This window comes from Draconibacterium sp. IB214405 (assembly GCF_033963885.1).
In the GTDB taxonomy this organism is placed as follows: domain Bacteria; phylum Bacteroidota; class Bacteroidia; order Bacteroidales; family Prolixibacteraceae; genus Draconibacterium.
This window is the reverse complement of sequence record NZ_JAXBMA010000002.1, coordinates 169010-182631: the sequence shown is the minus strand read 5'-3', so window position 1 is coordinate 182631 and position 13622 is coordinate 169010. Positions and strand designations below refer to the sequence as shown.

14 protein-coding genes are annotated in these 13622 nt (G+C 40.2%); 7 read left to right on the top strand and 7 right to left on the bottom strand.

Annotation, left to right across the window (positions count from 1 at the left end; translation table 11 throughout):
• The 3 genes from SLH46_RS07225 (at position 1) to SLH46_RS07215 (ending at position 2059) form a co-directional block, all read left to right on the top strand.
• A complete protein-coding gene (locus tag SLH46_RS07225; protein WP_320280499.1) occupies positions 1-627 on the top strand; it encodes a DUF2490 domain-containing protein in 627 nt (208 codons plus the stop codon).
• Between the two features lie 135 nt (positions 628-762).
• A complete protein-coding gene (locus tag SLH46_RS07220; RefSeq protein WP_320280498.1) occupies positions 763-1461 on the top strand; it encodes a hemerythrin domain-containing protein in 699 nt (232 codons plus the stop codon).
• Positions 1462-1483: 22 nt separating this feature from the next.
• A complete protein-coding gene (locus tag SLH46_RS07215) occupies positions 1484-2059 on the top strand; it encodes a response regulator transcription factor (RefSeq protein WP_320280497.1) in 576 nt (191 codons plus the stop codon).
• A 6-nt stretch (positions 2060-2065) separates the two neighbouring features.
• Here the strand turns inward: SLH46_RS07215 and SLH46_RS07210 are convergent, their stop codons facing one another.
• Both SLH46_RS07210 and SLH46_RS07205 read right to left on the bottom strand, forming a co-directional pair.
• Complete coding sequence (locus SLH46_RS07210) at positions 2066-2281, bottom strand: hypothetical protein (RefSeq protein ID WP_320280496.1); 216 nt, start codon at positions 2279-2281, stop codon at positions 2066-2068.
• Between the two features lie 124 nt (positions 2282-2405).
• On the bottom strand, positions 2406-3329 hold the full coding sequence (locus SLH46_RS07205) for a cation diffusion facilitator family transporter (protein WP_320280495.1): 924 nt from the start codon (positions 3327-3329) through the stop codon (positions 2406-2408).
• A gap of 149 nt (positions 3330-3478) precedes the next feature.
• On the opposite strand from SLH46_RS07205, the gene pflB reads away from it, so the two are divergent.
• The 3 genes from pflB (at position 3479) to SLH46_RS07190 (ending at position 7436) form a co-directional block, all read left to right on the top strand.
• Positions 3479-5707 (top strand): formate C-acetyltransferase, encoded by a 2229-nt coding sequence (gene pflB, locus SLH46_RS07200; protein ID WP_320280494.1) that lies wholly within the window; start codon positions 3479-3481, stop codon positions 5705-5707.
• A gap of 71 nt (positions 5708-5778) precedes the next feature.
• On the top strand, positions 5779-6528 hold the full coding sequence (pflA, locus tag SLH46_RS07195) for a pyruvate formate-lyase-activating protein (protein ID WP_320280493.1): 750 nt from the start codon (positions 5779-5781) through the stop codon (positions 6526-6528).
• Between the two features lie 122 nt (positions 6529-6650).
• Positions 6651-7436: a formate/nitrite transporter family protein gene (locus tag SLH46_RS07190; RefSeq protein ID WP_320280492.1), complete on the top strand. Its 786-nt coding sequence runs from the start codon at positions 6651-6653 to the stop codon at positions 7434-7436.
• 18 nt (positions 7437-7454) lie between these two features.
• On the opposite strand, the gene SLH46_RS07185 is transcribed toward SLH46_RS07190, so the two are convergent.
• Together SLH46_RS07185 and SLH46_RS07180 are read right to left on the bottom strand one after the other, a co-directional pair.
• Complete coding sequence (locus tag SLH46_RS07185; protein WP_320280491.1) at positions 7455-7802, bottom strand: DUF6686 family protein; 348 nt, start codon at positions 7800-7802, stop codon at positions 7455-7457.
• Positions 7803-7920: 118 nt separating this feature from the next.
• Positions 7921-8862 carry a hydrogen peroxide-inducible genes activator gene (locus tag SLH46_RS07180; RefSeq protein ID WP_320280490.1) on the bottom strand — a complete coding sequence of 314 codons (942 nt, stop codon included), beginning with the start codon at positions 8860-8862 and terminating at the stop codon, positions 7921-7923.
• 118 nt (positions 8863-8980) lie between these two features.
• Between SLH46_RS07180 and SLH46_RS07175 the strand changes: the two genes are divergently transcribed.
• Entirely contained in the window at positions 8981-9427 is a 447-nt protein-coding gene (locus SLH46_RS07175) for a Dps family protein (RefSeq protein WP_320280489.1), read from the top strand.
• A 75-nt stretch (positions 9428-9502) separates the two neighbouring features.
• On the opposite strand, the gene SLH46_RS07170 is transcribed toward SLH46_RS07175, so the two are convergent.
• From SLH46_RS07170 to SLH46_RS07160, 3 genes are all read right to left on the bottom strand, one after another.
• On the bottom strand, positions 9503-10828 hold the full coding sequence (locus tag SLH46_RS07170; RefSeq protein WP_320280488.1) for an outer membrane protein assembly factor BamB family protein: 1326 nt from the start codon (positions 10826-10828) through the stop codon (positions 9503-9505).
• A gap of 251 nt (positions 10829-11079) precedes the next feature.
• Positions 11080-12372 (bottom strand): serine hydrolase domain-containing protein, encoded by a 1293-nt coding sequence (locus tag SLH46_RS07165; protein WP_320280487.1) that lies wholly within the window; start codon positions 12370-12372, stop codon positions 11080-11082.
• Between the two features lie 267 nt (positions 12373-12639).
• Positions 12640-13587, bottom strand: a complete 948-nt coding sequence (locus SLH46_RS07160) for an MBL fold metallo-hydrolase (protein ID WP_320280486.1) — start codon at positions 13585-13587, stop codon at positions 12640-12642.
• Between the last annotated feature and the right edge of the window lie 35 nt (positions 13588-13622).

The window sequence follows — 13622 nt, the reverse complement described above, 5'->3', positions numbered from 1 at the left end:
ATGAAAAAATTACTTCTGTTACTTGGAATTGTATTTACAGTTCAGCTGGCTTTCGCGCAGCGCACCTGGTTTGATGCGGAGCTTAGCGGCAAAATTGTTAAAAGGCTCGAATTTTCAGTGTCGCCGAATGTACGTTTTAAAGAAGATTTTGAACTGAACGAATACTTTTTGCAGACAGGGCTGGAATATAAATTCAGCAAATATTTGCGGCTGGGTGCGGGTTATCGTTTTGGTTACAACATCAACGGGGAGGAGCACGAATCGTTCGGACGTTTTAATCTGGATGCAAAAACCGGTGTTGAATGGAAAAATTTCAGTCCAAAATTCAGGTTGCGTTTTACCAATGCCGACGATTTTTCGGAAGATAACGAAATTACCAATTACCTGCGTTACCGATTTAAGCTGGAGTACAAAATCAAAAAACTCGACCTGGAGCCCTACATACTAACAGAGTGGTACCACGATATTGATGCCGGCGAATTCAGCAAATCGCGTTACGAAGCAGGTTTAGAGTATAAACTCAACAAGCACAATAAAATTGGTGCCTGTTATCGTGTAAACCATTACCTGAACAGCGATAAAAACAACCGAAATATTATTGGCCTTTCCTACAAATTCAGTTTGTAAAAAGCCCGATAATTTGCGTAAACTCCCCTATTACATTCCTTTATTAGAAAGATTATAAAAGCTTTATAATCTAATATCTTCTTATTTTTATTACATCTAAATAAAAATTATAATTTTGTAGCCAAATTTTTATCCATGGGATCAAAGCAGGAAGAAATTCAGAAAACAATAAAAATGTCGAAACTGCTTTTCAGCCACCCGCAGTTAATTCTTGTGCTGGAGCGGTTTGGAATTAAGCTGGGTGTTCGCGAAAAAACGGTTGAAGATATTTGTCGGGAATACGAAATTAGCACCAAAGTATTTCTAATGGTGGTTAACCTGAATGTAAACACATCGTACCATTACGAATTGAATTTTGATGCACAGGACATTAAACAGATTGTAAAGTACCTTACAAAGTCGCACAGCTACTTTGCGGATGAAGTGTTTCCTGAAATCATAAAAAATATTCATTTGATGAGCGAATACAGCCAGAAGCCTGAAATGCAACTGGTTGAGCGTTTTTTCAATGAATACAAAAATGAGGTGGATCAACATTTTGATTACGAAAACAATACTGTTTTCCCATACATTTTAAATCTGATTGATGCCAACGCGGCCGAGAATTATTCGGTTATCGACTACCGCGAACATCACGACGATATTCAGGAAAAACTCGACGATGTAAAAAAACTGTTGATCGAGCATCTTCCGCAAAAGGCCGACAATAACCTCCGCCGGAAAATATTGTTTGCACTATTCGATTTAGACACCGATTTGCAAACGCACTCAAAAATTGAGAATGAAATTTTAATTCCCCAGGTGGAACAACTCGAAAAACAAGGACAAGCCTAATTTGGATAATAGCTGTAAAATATTGATCATTGAGCCTTCGGCGATAATTCGCGAAGGAATTTCTGCCATTATCGAAAGTATGAAAGACAGTGCACAACTGTCGTTCGCCGACACGGTTGAAGAGGCACTAAAGTTTGGGCAAACCGATCTTTTTAAAATTGTAATCGTTAATCCGGTAACACTTAACAATTCGAAAAAGCACCTTAACAACCTTCTTTCGCTGTACAACAGAACCAACGTTATTGGTTTAAATTCCAATCATTACGACCGAAACCTCAGCGATAATTTTACCGACAATATTTTTATAACCGACAAGCACGAAACCATAACACAAATAATCTCGAAACATTTTAATGCAGCGCCTCCTGCGTCAAACGAGATTGACAACACGCTGAGCGAACGCGAAATTGATGTATTGAAACTGCTGGCAACAGGAAAATCGAACAAAGAAATTGCCGAGCAGCTTTTTATCAGTGTGCACACCGTAATTTCGCATCGTAAAAACATCAGTAGCAAACTTGGCGTAAAATCAACTGCGGCTTTGGTTATTTATGCAGTGGCCAATGGTTTGATAGACGTTGATGGTTTTACGGAATAATCAGCCTTATCTTCCAAATTTTAGAATAAGAAACAGCAAGGGTGCCACAATCATTAATGTCACCAGTGTTTTACTCAGGTATTTTCCTTTTTCTTTTCGGAACAACAACCACCCTATCAATCCTGCAAGAATAAGGTAAAATGAAAAGTCGATAAAAACCGAAGACACGATCTCGTTTTGTGACGAGCTTAAACTTATTGACGAAATAAATGCTAAAAACATACGCTGGTTGATTAAGAATTACCAGTGTAAAGTTGCTCTATTTTTACCCTTCAGACAATCACGCAAAATGGTTATTTTGTTTTTCTAGTACTCACTAAAACAGGGGATTAAAGACATTTTTGTCTTAATGTGCAAGCAGCTCTGCATTGTTGTCGCAACAATCGTAACCGGCCTGCAAAGTAATATGCTCAACTCCAAATTTATCGTGTAGCAATTTCTCTGCTTTTGCCCGGACTTCCATTAGTTCCTGCATGCTGATATTGTCTTTCATGTTAATGTGCGCTTCCAGGTGAATCTGCGTATCGTCCAGTTTCCAAACATGAATGTGATGAATATTATCGATCTCCTCTATCTTCTCCACTTCGGTTTTTATACTTCCCAAATCGATATTTGTGGGAGTCGACTGCATTAAAATATCTACCGTTTCTTTCACCACATCCCAGGTGTGATAAATGATATAAACGCCAACCAAAACGGTAATCAGCGGATCAATCCAAAAAACCTCGAATTTCCAGATGGCAATTCCTCCGATTATTACCGCCACCGACGAAAAAGTATCGCCCAGTAAATGCAGGTAGGCCGCACGTACATTCAGGTTGTGGTCTTTGTCTTTATTCAGCACAAAAACCGAAATAAGATTGGCCAGCAAACCAAATGTTGCCACAATAAACATGATCTTTCCTTTTATCGGCTGCGGATTTACAAAACGTTCGTAGGCCTCAAAAAACAGGTACAAACAAATCCCGATCAGCACTACCCCGTTAAAAAGAGCGGCCAGAATTTCAACACGTTTATATCCAAAAGTCTTTTGTTCGTTCGATGGTTTCCGGCTTCTTTTACCTGCCAGAAATGCAATAAAAATCGCCGACGAATCACCCAGGTTGTGCAGCGCATCAGACAACAGCGATAAACTGTTCGAAATTATTCCACCAATCACCTGAACGATGGTAATGGACAAATTTAGTACGGTTACCCATAATAATTTCTTCCCACGTATTTCGTGATGATGGTGGTGGTGATGCCCATGGTCGTGATGATGGTCTGCCATATTATTTCATTTTCAATTACTACAAATATGCCGAATTATAGTTTAAATAAAATCCCCATTTATGGGGATTTTAAGAATTGCGATTTACTACTACTTTTGCAAACAATTTTGGTTTAGTTAGAGTTTATTTAGAAAAAGGTTTAGTAGTTATGGATTTAGAAAACACTTTCAAAAAAGGACGATGGTGTGAAGCCATTGAAGTGAAAGATTTTGTCTCATTAAATATCACGCCATATTCCGGCGATCATACTTTTCTGGAAGGCCCGACAGCCCGCACCAGCAAATTATGGGATGTTTGTAAAGTAGCTCTTAAAGAAGAGCGTGAGAACAACGGTTTACGCGATGTTGACGTAAATATTGTTTCCGGAATGACAGCTTTTGAAGCCGGATTCATCGACAAAGACAACGAAGTGATTGTTGGTTTACAAACCGACAAATTGCTAAAACGTGCCATGAAACCTTATGGTGGTTACAACGTGGTGAAAAAAGCTTTATCGGAACACGGTTTAAAACCAAACCCGATCGTTGACGAGAGTTTTAGCAAATACACCAAAACACATAACGACGGAGTTTTTGATGCTTACACCGATGAGATCAGAAAATTCCGTTCACTGGGATTCCTTACCGGATTACCTGACAACTATGCCCGCGGACGAATTATTGGCGATTACCGTCGTGTAGCGTTATACGGTATCAACCGTTTGATTGATGGTAAAAAAGAAGACCTGCAAAAAATCACCGGTCCGATGAGTGATGCTACCATTCGTTTGCGTGAAGAAGTTTCGGAGCAACTCCGTGCTTTGAGCGACATGATCGAGATGGGTAACATTTACGGTTTAGATCTTTCGCGTCCTGCACAGAATGCCAGCGAAGCTGTTCAGTGGACATACATGGCTTACCTTGCAGCAGTTAAAGAACAAGACGGTGCAGCAATGTCGTTGGGAAGTGTTTCTTCATTCCTTGATGTTTTTATTGAAAAAGATTTACAAGATGGTAAAATCACCGAAACTGATGCACAGGAATACATCGATCAATTTGTAATGAAACTGCGTATGGTTCGCCACCTGCGTATGGAAGCTTACGATCAGATTTTTGCAGGGGACCCAACCTGGGTAACTGAAAGTATCGGTGGTTTGCTTATCGACGGACGTAGCAAAGTAACTAAAACGTCGTTCCGCTTCCTGAATACACTGTACAACCTGGGGCCATCGCCGGAGCCAAATATTACCATTCTTTGGTCGAAAAACCTGCCTAAAGGTTTTAAAGATTATTGTGCTAAAGTATCGATCGAAACGTCATCAATTCAGTACGAAAACGATGATTTGATGCGTACCAGCTCTAATTGCGACGACTACGGAATTGCATGTTGTGTATCGATGCAGGAGCTTGGAAAACACATCCAGTTTTTTGGTGCACGTACCAACCTTGCCAAAACACTTTTGCTGGCCGTTAACAGTGGCCGTTGCGAAAATACAGGAACTGAGATGGTGGATGGAATTCCTTTTATTGAAGAGGAATACCTGGATTACGACAAAGTGATTGCCAACTTTAAAATAGCCATGAAAGAAGTGGCGCGTGTATACAATGATGCCATGAACATCATCCACTTTATGCACGACAAATATTACTACGAAAAAGCTCAGATGGCGCTTATCGATACCAATCCAAAAATTAATATCGCCTACGGTATTGCGGGATTATCGATTGTTGCCGACTCGCTTTCGGCAATTAAACACGCCAAAGTAAAACCAATTCGCGACGAAAATGGTCTGACTGTTGATTTCCAGATCGAAGGCGATTTCCCTAAATATGGAAACGACGACGACCGTGTTGACCACATTGCACGCGATGTGGTAGAGCATTTTAACATGGAGCTGGAAAAACTTCCGGTGTACAAAAATGCCACGCCAACTATGTCGGTATTAACCATTACATCGAATGTAGTTTACGGAAAGAAAACCGGGGCTACTCCCGACGGACGTGCCAAAGGAGTTGCCTTTGCGCCAGGTGCAAACCCAATGCACGGAAGAGATACACACGGTGTAATTGCATCGCTGAACTCGGTGGCTAAAATCGATTATAAAGACTCGAAAGACGGTATTTCGAATACACTTTCTGTAGTTCCAAAATCGTTGGGAGCAACACCTGAAATGCGTATCGACAACCTCGTTCGTACACTTGATGGTTACTTTGGTTGCAACGCACAGCACTTAAATGTAAATGTGCTCGATCGCGACACGCTGCTTCATGCAATGGAGCATCCTGAAGATCACCCGCAATTAACAATTCGTGTATCGGGATACGCAGTAAACTTCGTTCGTTTAACACGCGAACAACAACAGGAAGTACTTACGCGTTCGTTCCACGAAACAATGTAATAATACATTATAATACTACTTTTGCATGCCGGCCGGTTTAAACTGGTTGGCATGTTTTTGTGTTAAATAGTATGTCTCCATCCGAAAATAAATTAATCGTCCATTCCATCGAATCGTTTGGTACACACGATGGTCCCGGAATACGTTTGGTCGTATTTCTTCAGGGCTGCAACCTGCAATGTAAATACTGTCAGAATGCGGATACCATTGCGTTAAAAGGCGGAACACCAACCGAAATTGACAGTCTGGTTAAACGAGCGATAAATATGAAAACGTACTTTGGCGACGATGGCGGAGTTACGGTTTCCGGTGGAGAGCCCATGTTACAAAGTAAGGTACTTATTCCCTTTTTTGAAGCACTAAAAGCGGAGGGAATCCATACAAATATTGACACCAACGGATTGATAAGAACACCGGAAGCAAAACATTTAATTTCCGATCTGTCCGACCTGTTAATGTTCGATGTTAAATCCACTACCGAAGAGGGTTTCAAATCGATTACAGGTGCAAAAGGACTTGATCGTTTACTGGAAAACATTCAGCTTCGCGAACAAAGTCAAAAGCCCTACTGGTTGCGTTACGTACTGGTTCCGGGTTATACGGATAGTGAAGAATCGTTACGTTGGTTAATCGATACGTTCTCGGCAAACAAGTACCTGCAGAAATTTGAAATACTCCCCTACCACAAACTGGGCACCTATAAATGGGAATCATTGGGAATGGATTACCAGTTTAAGGATGTACAGGAAAATACCCCCGAACAGATCGACCGGGCTTTTGAAATGCTGAAACCGCATTTTAAAGATATGATTGTGAAATAAGAGGAAGGCAAAAGGTTAAAGTAAAAAGGCAAAAATATTGTAGACGGATAAGCAAAGATACAATAGGTTAAGAATATCACGCATCCAGAATCCAATATCGAGTATCAAAAAAAGAAAGTTCCATGAGTTTATTTACACCAAAAGAAATAATTAAAGAAGCCGGGAAACTGGCCATTGCAAAAGATAGCTACTCAGCAAAAAAAATACTTACACTGGCATTTTTGGCCGGAGCATACATTGCTTTTGGTGGTTTGCTGGCAATTTTGGTTGGCGGTGGAGTGCCCGGTATTGGTGCCGAAAATCCCGGTATCCCGAAGTTTCTTATGGGAGCAATGTTCCCTGTTGGACTCATGATCGTAGTTATGGCTGGAGCAGAACTTTTTACCGGTAACAATGCCTATTTTATGCCCAATGTACTTAGTGGTAAACAACGCTGGACAGCTCCGTTGCGAAACTGGTCGCTGGTTTATCTGGGTAATTTTATAGGGTCAGTGTTTGTTGCCTATTTTTTGGTTCACCTCACCCATTTGGTAAACGCTGAGCCATGGATTAACATGGTAGAAAAGATTGCCGTTGGGAAAACTTCCAATCCGTTTTTTACCACCTTTTTAAAAGGAATTGGTGCAAACTGGCTGGTTTGTTTGGCCTTGTGGATGGGTATGTCGGCACAACACACCAGCGGAAAGATTTTAGGAATCTGGTGGCCGGTTATGGCTTTTGTTACCATGGGTTTTGAGCACAGTATCGCCAATATGTTTTTTATTCCACTCGCCATTTTCGAAGGTATTGACATTAGCTGGACAACATTTGTGGTGAAAAACCTGATTCCGGCAACACTTGGAAATATAGTTGGAGGCGCCTTTTTTGTAGGTACTTTATACTGGTATGCTTACGCTAAAGAGAAATAGCGAGTGTCCATGTCATTTCTAATTTAAATGCGAGGTAAATTCCAGTCCTCCGGCCTTTATCGTTTGCTGAAATAGAACTGAACCTTTCTGAAAATTCATCAGGCGTTTAAACTCTTCCAACTCCTCGGTATTCAGCAAAGCATTAAAAACCTGGCTTCCAACCGGAATTATAATTTTGCGCTTAAAATTTGAGGTTTTGTTCCGCTGCGTCCACTCTTCGCCATCAAGGTTTTGGATATATTGTGCAAACTTCCAAAAGTCCTCTTCCTTAAAATTAAAGTTCAGGTTTTTGTATTCAACGTGAATGGCATCACACGTTGCACATTTAAAAATCTTTCCGTTTAGTGTTTCTATAAGTACTTCCATTTTCTGAGCTTTTTTGATACAACACAAAGTAAGCCCTAAGCGTATTCAAAATCAATCCCAATTACTTGTGATTTAAGAGTACGGTGCCCCTCATTTTCAGGGAGAAAAAGACCGAAATTTATAGAAGTGTATCTACAATACCACTTTTTGGTTGTTTAAGCATTCGTCCCGGAATACTGCTTTTTATAACCTTTTGTAAAGCATCAACCTGCCGCTCTTTGGCAAATCGTTTGGCCGTTATCAGGCTTATTTCTCTAACCGGTTCATTTGGAACGATTTCTTTGATCAGTTCTTCCTGCTCAGCCGGAATGTTAATGGTTGCCAACTCCGGAATAAAAGTCACGCCGCTTTTGTACTCCACAATCCGCCTCAACGATTCGATGGAATTACTGTGATACACCAGCCGTTGTTTATTTTTCTTTTGCGGATTTAACTGACAAATCGAATTCACTTGATTCTGAAAACAGTTCCCTTCTTCGAGGTACCAGATATCACTCTGGTCAATTGATTTAATATCGATGAAATCCTGTTCAAATAAAGGATGCTCTTCGGAGAGATAAGCATAAAAACGTTCGTAAAACAGTGGTTCTGTGGAAATATTTGTTGCCGAAACCGGTGTGGAAATGATACCGCAATCAATGTCGCCCATTTTAATTTCGTGAATAATCTCCTCCGTTTTCAACTCGTATATTTCCAGCTGCAAAGCCGGATAATCTTTACCCAACTGATGAATAAAAAGCGGAACCAGGTATGGCGCCAGTGTTGGAATTATCCCAACCTTCAGGTTACCACTCACTTCTTCGCTAATTTCGATAGAGATCTGTTTCAACGCTTCAATCTGCTTTAAAATTTCCAGCGACTTCTCGTAAAAAACCTTTCCCTCTTCTGTAAATTGAAAAGGTCGTTTTGTTCGGTCGATTAATTTAAATTCCAACTCTTCTTCCAGTTTCTGGATTTGCAGACTTAATGCAGGTTGCGTAACTCCCAGCCGGTCGGCTGCTACCGAAAACGAACCGCAGACGTAGATTTCTTTCAGATACTCCAGTTGTGAAACATTCATAGCATAAGTATTTGTAATAACACTATAAATATAATAAATACTACTAATAGTATCTTTGAAGTGTTGAAAGAAACAAAAGAACAGAGTTTAAACAACAAAGATTAAAAATTTACATATTATGAAAGCAAAAAATCAAATTACAGTAGAGAAATTGAATCAGTTATTGGCAGATTATCAAATTCATTACCAAAACCTGCGCGGATTACACTGGAACATTAAAGGACAATTGTTCTTTGCATTACACGCCCGTTTCGAAGAGTATTACAACCAGGCTTCTGATGTAGTAGATGAAATTGCAGAACGTATTTTAATGCTTGGTGGTCAACCACTGCACACTTTCGAAGACTATTCAAAAACCGCGAAACTGGGTGTAGTAGCCAACGTTTCGGAAGCAAAACCAGCTGTTAACAGCGTATTGGAAAGCCAAAAATATTTCCTGAACAGCTTTACAGAGATTCTGGAAGTTGCGGGAGAAAACAACGACGAAGGTACTGCCTCAATGATGAGTGACTGGATCGGACATACTGAAAAAGAAATTTGGATGCTGGAATCATTCCTGGCATAATACGTCAAGATAAAATAAACAAAAAGCCTCGCAGAATTGCGAGGCTTTTTTTGTTATAAAATGTCATGGTATTATTTATAATCCTACACAATAAATCTTTTCTACCCCTTTAAAAACATAAGCGTCAGAAGTTGGAACTACCGATGCCCAGAATTTATCGTCCAGTTTGTTTTCACCTAAAACTTCAAATTCGCTTCCGGTTTTAATTACTCTTGTAATACCGCGCTCATCGTAGAAGTAAAGCTTGTCGTTGTTAATCCATGGCGACGCCCAGCATGCACCTACTTTGTCTACTTTTTGCTGATATAAAACTTCGCCGGTTGATGCGTTTACACAACTAATGTCACCACCTCTGCTCGATAAAACGTAGATCATCCCGTTATAAAGAACCGGCGATGGATTTGAGATACCGGTGTTCGCATTCGACCAGGCTACCCATTCATTTGAGGTTTCGCCTTCGGCCAAAGAAATATCGCCTTTTGCACCGGCCTTAACCGCCATTAAAGATGTTGTTTGTTGTGGTCCTCCGGCATTTCCGAAATAGATAAACTCATCATCAAAAACAGGCGAAGGAATAGCAAAATTACCACCGGCGTTTATCTGCCAATTCAGATCGCCGGTTTCGGGATTGTATGAACGTACTGTTTTTCCCATTACAACCAGCTCGGTGCCGATTACATTTTTCCAGATAACAGGTGATGAGTAGTTGGTTGTTTCTTCACGGTTTACCTTCCACTTTTCTTCACCGCTTGCAGCATCTAACGCCACTAAAAATGAGCTTTCTTCGTTATCAACCAAAACATACAGCATTCCGCCGTAAACTACCGGAGAAGCTCCTGTTCCCCATCCGTTTAAAGTAGGATAAGCCCCAAGGTCTTTCGTCCAGATCAGGTTTCCGCTCATATCGTAACAATATACACCCACCATTCCGTAGTACGCGTAAACATATTTTCCGTCGGTTACCGGCGTTTCGCAGGCATACGTACTTCCAACGTGCTTTTTAATTCGCGGATTACCTTCAAAAGAAACCTGTTTCCAAAGTTCTTTTCCGGATTTAGCGTCTAAACAAGTAAGTTGCCAGCGATAAACAGCTGTGGTGTAACTGTTATCTTCCGGAGCAGGCTGACCTTCCTGCGGTTCAGTCTCTTCTTTTGGTTCCGGCTTATCAGCTTCTTTTATCAATACTGATGATGTCATAAAAATTTTATCGCCAAAAACGATTGGCGACGACCAGCTTTCGCCTTCCATATCGACACTCCACCTGACGTTTAAACTATCGTTCCACTCTGTTGGTAAATTCGCAGTTTGAATTACCATGTTTGAGTTCGGACCATACAACTGTGGCCACTCGTTGGTAGAACAGGCCGACAGAATAAATAGAAATACGAATAAGGGAGACATAGCCCTCAGGATTTTGAACATTTGTTTCATAAGGAATTGAATTACAGTTAATTTCGGTTGTTTTGTTTTTAAAAATACTATTTTAATTGAACAGTATAAACAAGTTGAGAACTATTAACACCCATTTAACAGATAACATTTTGATATTTTGCGTAATACGTCCACCAAATACAAAAAAAAGCAGTAAAGTGATCTAAATCAAGATCATCTTACTGCTTTTTCAATATATATTTTCAGTCGTATACTAACTTCTAATCATCAATGGTTTGAAATACCAACTGGCGAAACTTCCAACCGGTTACATCGGTAACCTGACCTTGTGTTTGTTTCATGATTATTCCGATCACATTTTCCTCAGGATCGGCAAAATACTGGGTATTAAAATAACCACCCCAGTTAAAAGTCCCCATAGTTCCCATTCCGCCTTTGTTTTGTCCTTTTGCAGTTAACAGCTCAAAAGCCAAACCGAATTTGGTGTTCGAATCCCCCCAAACTTCACCGATCTGATTCGATAAAATAAGGTCAACCGTAGTGCGGCTTAACAGTCGTACACCGTTGTATTCACCGCCGTTCAGATACATTTGCAGAAAAATGGCATAGTCTTTTGCTGTGCTCGACAAACCTGCTCCACCCGAGAAAAATGTTTTGGCACCCTTAACCGGATAATCGGTATCGTAAAAAGTTACCGGGTACTTTTTCCATTCTCCATTCACCGGATGTTGAACATCAACAACACGATCGATATTTTTTTGAGGCTGGTAAAACCAGGTGTCTTCCATTCCCAGCGGATCGAAAATGTGTTTTTTCAGGTACTCATCAAACGGCATTCCCGATACAATCTCAATAAAATATCCTAAAACATCAAGTCCCTCACTGTAATAAAAGTTTGTTCCGGGCTCGTGATGCAAAGGCATTTTAGCCAGCTTTTTTACACTCTCCCCAATCGTTATATTTTCAGTTGTGAACAAATCGGTAACACCGGCTTTTTTGTACAACATCTGGAAGCGTTCGTCGCTATCGATAGCGCCATAACCAATTCCCGAAGTATGCGACAACAAGTGACGAATGGTAATTTCATTTTTTACCGGCACTCCTGTCCAGGTGGTGTCGCTGTATCTGAAATTTGTTAGCACCTGCTGACCTTTAAACTCAGGAATGTATTTTGAGATCGGATCATCCAGTTGAAATTTACCTTCTTCCCAAAGCATCATTACCGCTGTTGAGGTAATCGCTTTTGTTTGTGATGCGATACGGAAAATAGCATCGCGCTCCATTTTATCACCGGCTTCGTTTGCAACTCCGTATGCTTTCCAGTGAACGATCTTTCCGTTGCGTGCTACCAAAGAAACAACTCCCGGAAGATTTCCGTTGGCCACTTCTTCTTTACACATTTTATCGATACGTGCCAAACGTTCTGCAGAAATACCGGCACTTTCGGGTGGCATTTCATCCAGTTTGTGCGATTTAATTATTGAACTGGTTTGGGCATTTGCTAAGCCAGAAATGAATAGAAATAACGCAAAAAGTAGTGTTAACTTTTTCATCGGTTTAAATTTTTTATCGTCCGTTTTGCGAATAAACGCAGGACTCGTATTACTTGGTTTTTATTTTATTGCAGTCAAATATACAAATACTTCAAGCAAAAGAACAGGCTTATTGTAACAAAAACAAAAAGGAGCTAAAAACTCCTTTCTGCATCTTAATTATGTCTTTTTATATTTAATCCAATGAATTCGTCTAATACTCGGGTTAGAAGATGAAGCTTCTCTTTATTCAACGAAGTAAAGTGAAAAGAACTAATACAATTGAAACTACTTTTTCATAGCATCTACGTATCGGTCGGCAGCCTCCTTATTCCAGGTAATTGTCGCTGTTCCATACTTAAAATTGGTATCTAGAAATTTAAGAAAAGAAGCGGTCATTTCTTCGGTTTCAGCATTTCCTTTAGCCATTTCCTGCATCAGCGTTTGCATATCGTAAATGTACTGCGAAGTGAGTTTGCCCAGTTCAGCACTTTGCCAGGCATGGCCTCCGTGAATTTGTAGCTTTTCCAGATCGATATGATTAACCGGATTTTCTATGTATGAAATCAGTTTGTCAATGGCATCTTTATAAGTATAAAAACTTTCTTCGTTGAATAGCCACACTCCGGTTCCCGATCCAATAGCATCTCCTGAAAAAACGAGGTCTTTGTCTTTCAGAAAAAATAGTGTAGAGTGCGCTGTGTGTCCGGGAACTTCTGTTGTGTTGATTACAAATTCTCCTCCCAGGTCAAAAGATGCATTTTCGGCGAAATAAGCGGTTCTACCTTCCGGAAAGATGTCCTTACCATTAAACTCTTCTTTGGGTATCCAGAAACTGGCTTTCTCATCATCAACAAAAGCCGGTAACATTCCTAAGTGATCACCGTGGTTATGCGTAATGGTTATATAAAATTTTTTATCGCCCACTCGCTCGTAAACCAACGATCGTAGTGATTCCGTGGCGGTGCTATCCCATTTCACATTATTGGAAAGATCAATAAGCAGTGCTTTTTCTTTCCCAACGATCAAGTACATATCTGAGCAATTATTCATGCTCTCCATTTGTCCATCGTCATTCAAAACAAGACCGGGAGGATTACTGTCGTTTCCATCTTCAAAATGATAAACGTTTTTAGCTATTTCAGTAACTGTGTACGGTCCTTTTTGAATTGACTTCGAATTACCTACCAGACAAAGAACAAGCAATAAATTGATCAGCAGTAAAGTTTTTTTCATTATCTCATTTTTATTTAAAAGAAAAAGGGGAAGAT

Excerpts from the sequence above, each read along its gene's own strand:
- SLH46_RS07165 (WP_320280487.1), bottom strand. The coding sequence starts at position 12,372 with ATGAAAAAGTTAACACTACTTTTTGCGTTATTTCTATTCATTTCTGGC.
- SLH46_RS07205 (WP_320280495.1), bottom strand. The coding sequence starts at position 3,329 with ATGGCAGACCATCATCACGACCATGGGCATCACCACCACCATCATCAC.
- SLH46_RS07220 (WP_320280498.1), top strand. The coding sequence starts at position 763 with ATGGGATCAAAGCAGGAAGAAATTCAGAAAACAATAAAAATGTCGAAA.
- SLH46_RS07210 (WP_320280496.1), bottom strand. The coding sequence starts at position 2,281 with ATGTTTTTAGCATTTATTTCGTCAATAAGTTTAAGCTCGTCACAAAAC.
- SLH46_RS07185 (WP_320280491.1), bottom strand. The coding sequence starts at position 7,802 with ATGGAAGTACTTATAGAAACACTAAACGGAAAGATTTTTAAATGTGCA.
- SLH46_RS07160 (WP_320280486.1), bottom strand. The coding sequence starts at position 13,587 with ATGAAAAAAACTTTACTGCTGATCAATTTATTGCTTGTTCTTTGTCTG.
- SLH46_RS07190 (WP_320280492.1), top strand. The coding sequence starts at position 6,651 with ATGAGTTTATTTACACCAAAAGAAATAATTAAAGAAGCCGGGAAACTG.
- pflA (WP_320280493.1), top strand. The coding sequence starts at position 5,779 with ATGTCTCCATCCGAAAATAAATTAATCGTCCATTCCATCGAATCGTTT.
- SLH46_RS07175 (WP_320280489.1), top strand. The coding sequence starts at position 8,981 with ATGAAAGCAAAAAATCAAATTACAGTAGAGAAATTGAATCAGTTATTG.
- SLH46_RS07225 (WP_320280499.1), top strand. The coding sequence starts at position 1 with ATGAAAAAATTACTTCTGTTACTTGGAATTGTATTTACAGTTCAGCTG.
- pflB (WP_320280494.1), top strand. The coding sequence starts at position 3,479 with ATGGATTTAGAAAACACTTTCAAAAAAGGACGATGGTGTGAAGCCATT.
- SLH46_RS07170 (WP_320280488.1), bottom strand. The coding sequence starts at position 10,828 with ATGTCTCCCTTATTCGTATTTCTATTTATTCTGTCGGCCTGTTCTACC.
- SLH46_RS07180 (WP_320280490.1), bottom strand. The coding sequence starts at position 8,862 with ATGAATGTTTCACAACTGGAGTATCTGAAAGAAATCTACGTCTGCGGT.